This is a genomic window from Romboutsia sp. 13368, assembly GCF_018336475.1.
Taxonomy (GTDB): domain Bacteria; phylum Bacillota; class Clostridia; order Peptostreptococcales; family Peptostreptococcaceae; genus Romboutsia.
In genome coordinates, this window is the sequence record NZ_CP048741.1 from 1,037,938 (window position 1) to 1,042,052 (window position 4,115).

A 4,115-nucleotide genomic window follows, 5' to 3' on the forward strand; every position below is an offset into this window, starting at 1 on the left:
ATATAYTACTTCTATAATGTATATGTATAATCCTTAAATAAAGACTCTAAAGTAAATATATTAAAGTATTTGTGATTATTGTATAATTAGCTGAGATATTAGCAAAATATCTATAGATGGTGTAATATATTATTTATAATATGAAAATAATAAAATATAGATTAAGCTCTTTACATAAATATTGTAAGGTTAATTTTTAATATTATAATTAATGTAAAATTTAAACTAATATATAAAAGCAACATAAAGAGGTAAATATGAAAAAGACATTAAATGACTATAAAGAAGTAATTAAAAAATTACCTATAAAAGATAAATATACAAAAGAAGAATTATTAACAGAAGATTTTCTAATAGATAAAGATAATAATATAGAAATATACTATGCACCACATAATGAGTATTTTAATAAAAAGGCTAAAATATTCATAATAGGTATAACTCCTGGATTTCAACAAATGAGTACAGCTATAGCTACAGCAAGAAGAGAACTAGAACATAATAAAGATTTAGATGATATTCAATATAAATGTAAAGTTGCAGCAAGATTTAGTGGTAGTCTAAGAAAAAATATAATCAGTATGCTAGATGATTTAAAATTAAATGAGATTATGAATATAGATAGTGTAGGTGAGCTATTTGGAGAAAAAGACTATCTATTACATACAGTATCTCTTATTCCATATCCTGTGTTTGTCAAAAAAGAAAATTACTCAGGACATACACCAAAGCTTATTAAGAATAAGTTTTTAATGAAGTATGTATGTGATAATTTTATAGATGAATTTAAAAGACTAGAAGAACCAGAAAATGTACTTTTAATACCACTTGGAAAAGCTGTAGAGGAAGTCTTAATTAAATTACAAGAAGAAGAGATTATAGGAGAAAATCAAATTTTATTAAATTTTCCGCATCCATCAGGAGCTAATGTAAATAGAGTAAAGGTCTTTGAAGAGCATAAGGAGTATATGAAAGACTTTATAAAAAGAAAACTAGGTTAGAAGATAGCTATATCAAATAATACTTAAAATGTAGAAGTAGAGTTTGATATAGTATTTTTATATGGAAAAATAGCTAAGGAAAAGAGTAGTACTTTACAATTTCCTAGTAGAATAAAGAAACTTCCTAAAAAATAATAGAAAATAAAAGATAGAATATAATATCAGAAATTTATACCAACTAAGGCTTAACATTGAATATAATAAATATGTTAAGAGAAAAAATAGGTATATTCAAAGAGCTAAAACCTCTAATATATTTATAAATGCAGAAGTATTATATGAGCTTACTAATAAAGATTTTTACAATACAAAGTAAAATATATAATTAATAAGGGGGATTTATGAGTAAAAAATATTAATAAGGCATTTTATGTACTATATAGTTAAAGTAAAATGAATTTTTATAAAAAATATAAATAAAAAAAGGAAATTTGATAGTTGAGGTAKANATAATNTAATAAGGGGGATTTATGAGTAAAAAATATTCAACTGTAAAATGGAGCATATGGTGGTTACTTACATTTTCATTTATATTAGTACTATTTTTTAGATTATCAACAGCAGTTATAACTGATAATTTATCAAATGAATTAGGTTTTACTCAATTACAAATTTCAAATATAGCATCATTAGYACTATATAGTTATGCTATTATGCAAATACCTTCAGGAATATTAATAGATAAATATGGTGCTAGAAAGATAAGTAGTATAGGGATGATTATTGGTGGAGTAGGTTCTATATTATTTGGAACTATGAATAATATATACTTAGCATATTTATCTCGTATAATGGTTGGAGTTGGAACGTCTGTAATATTACTTGCTATGTTTAAAATACAAGGAAATTGGTTTAAAAAAGAAGAATTCGCATCTGTAACTGCAAAGTTTTCTTTTATAGGTAATTTAGGTACAGTATTTGCAACATTCCCATTAGTATATTTAAATGATTTTATAGGATGGAGAAATTCATTTATACTAATTGGGATAATAGGTGTAGTAATAGGATTTAGTATATATATAGTAATTAGAGATACACCTAAAGAGCATGGATTTGATGTAAATATAAAAATAGAAGAAGTTGAAAAGATAAAATTAAAAGAAGGTTTAAAATCAGTTCTTACTAATAAATCAACTTGGTATAATTCACTAATCTTATTTTCATTAGTAGGAATATCTACATCCTTTACAAGTCTATGGGGAGTTAGCTATATAATAGACGTATATAATGTAAGTAAGAGTGTATCTGCATTTATAATATCATTCTTTACATATGGATTTGTAGCTGGATCTATTATAATGAATTTCTTATTTAATAGAGTTAAGAGTAGCAAATTTAACATATTAAAAATAGGAGCAATGATAAATATATTAATATGGGGATATATAATAGTAATATGTAAGGCAAAACCTCCAATACTTACTCTACCTGTAGCATTTTTTATTATAGGATGTATAAACATGGGTCACTTACAAGCTTTTAATGATGTTAAATATAAAAATGAAGAAAAGTATTCTGGATTGTCTACAAGTATAGTGAATACATCAGAGTTTATAGGAAGTGGTATTATAAACTTATTAATAGCATTTATAATACAAAACACTACTAATGTAGTTTTAGGATATAGATTAGGGTTTAGTATATTTATAGCTATGAATATATTAACAGTAATAGCAGCACAAATAGGCGTTAAAAATAATAAAGTAGAAGAACTTAATTATTGTAATTAATAAAACCAATTAATAAATAATAATGTATAAAAGTGGGCAGATTAAATCTGTCCACTTTATTTTTTAGCTAATAATATGTTAAATTAAAGTATAGATTCCCAGTCAACCTTAGCTATAAGTAAGAAAAGTAAAAGTGATAAAAACAATATTTCAGGAGAAATAAACAAATTACTGCTTTCACAATTCATTAAAATCACCTCAACAATTAATATAATTATATTAATTAAAACCTATTATTATTCAAATTATACAACCTAAAATTTTACAAAGTAAAATATAAAATATTACATATCATAAACTTAAACCTATACATTGAAGGAGTTGACATAATGAAATTATTTAAAAAATTGATTTTAAGTTTAATTATAACACTATCATTTTCTACCTCATTAATATTTTGCCAAGATAATATTAAATTAGTTCCAAGTGGAGAAGTTGTAGGATTAGACATATCTTTAAAGCATCCATATGTATATCAAAGGTTAACAGAGGAGGCAAAAGACTTAGAATATGGAGATATAATATTATCAGTAAAGTATAAACTTAAGAAGGCAAAATCAATAGATAAAATAAATGAAATTATGAAGTTAAAAAATCAAGATATAATAGTTGAATTCTCTAGAGAAGGTAAAAACTATATACAAGAAATGACTACAGATGAGCTTAGAATGTATGTATTAAAACAAGATGCAACAGGGATAGGTACTATAACAGCTACGGATGAAAATGGTGAATTTATAGGTATATCTCATAGTATAAAGATGGCAAGTATACCCATTGAATTTAATAAGTGTGATGTTTTTGAAACATCTTATGTTCAAGAGATAAAATCATATAAAGATAGGGTAGGTAGTTTAATAGCTAATATAACTGATAAAAAAATAGGTACAGTTTATTCAATGGGAGAATACGGTGTTAAAGGAAAATATGATGATTTTAAATATTCTAAGAAAAAAGCTTTAGAAATATCAACTCCTAAAAAGGGAAAAGCATATATATATTGTAAAACTCCTGTAACAAATAAATTAAAATTACATGAAATAGAAATAACAAAGGTTGGTAAAAAATCATCTGAAATAAAGATAATTGATGAAGATTTAATAAGATATAGAGGTGGTGCAGTTGTGGGTATGAGTGGATCACCTATAATACAAGATAATAAGATAGTAGGTGGACTTAGAAGTATAGTGATAAAAAATCCAACAAAGGGTTATATTGCTAATATACACAGCATGTTGTATGATAATTAAATAAAGTTATAAATTATAACTATAAAATTAAATAGTGGAGATAGGTTATGAATTTTAAAAAAATAAGTATAGTAATAGTAATTTTAGTATTAGTTTTATTAGGTATTTATGGTTTTATATCTATAAATAAAGAT

General features: G+C 23.9%; 3 protein-coding genes. All 3 read left to right on the top strand.

Going from position 1 to position 4,115, the window contains the following annotated elements; all coding sequences use genetic code 11:
- Nucleotides 1–257: 257 nt before the first annotated feature.
- The 3 genes from G3997_RS04225 (at nucleotide 258) to G3997_RS04235 (ending at nucleotide 3,981) form a co-directional block, all read left to right on the top strand.
- Nucleotides 258–1,001: a hypothetical protein gene (locus tag G3997_RS04225; protein WP_296648602.1), complete on the top strand. Its 744-nt coding sequence runs from the start codon at nucleotides 258–260 to the stop codon at nucleotides 999–1,001.
- 470 nt (nucleotides 1,002–1,471) lie between these two features.
- Nucleotides 1,472–2,731, top strand: coding sequence for an MFS transporter (locus G3997_RS04230; RefSeq protein WP_296648604.1), 1,260 nt, complete (start codon nucleotides 1,472–1,474; stop codon nucleotides 2,729–2,731).
- A 329-nt stretch (nucleotides 2,732–3,060) separates the two neighbouring features.
- Nucleotides 3,061–3,981: a SpoIVB peptidase S55 domain-containing protein gene (locus tag G3997_RS04235; protein WP_296648607.1), complete on the top strand. Its 921-nt coding sequence runs from the start codon at nucleotides 3,061–3,063 to the stop codon at nucleotides 3,979–3,981.
- Nucleotides 3,982–4,115 lie beyond the last annotated feature (134 nt).

Excerpts from the sequence above, each read along its gene's own strand:
- G3997_RS04225 (WP_296648602.1), top strand. The coding sequence starts at position 258 with ATGAAAAAGACATTAAATGACTATAAAGAAGTAATTAAAAAATTACCT.
- G3997_RS04235 (WP_296648607.1), top strand. The coding sequence starts at position 3,061 with ATGAAATTATTTAAAAAATTGATTTTAAGTTTAATTATAACACTATCA.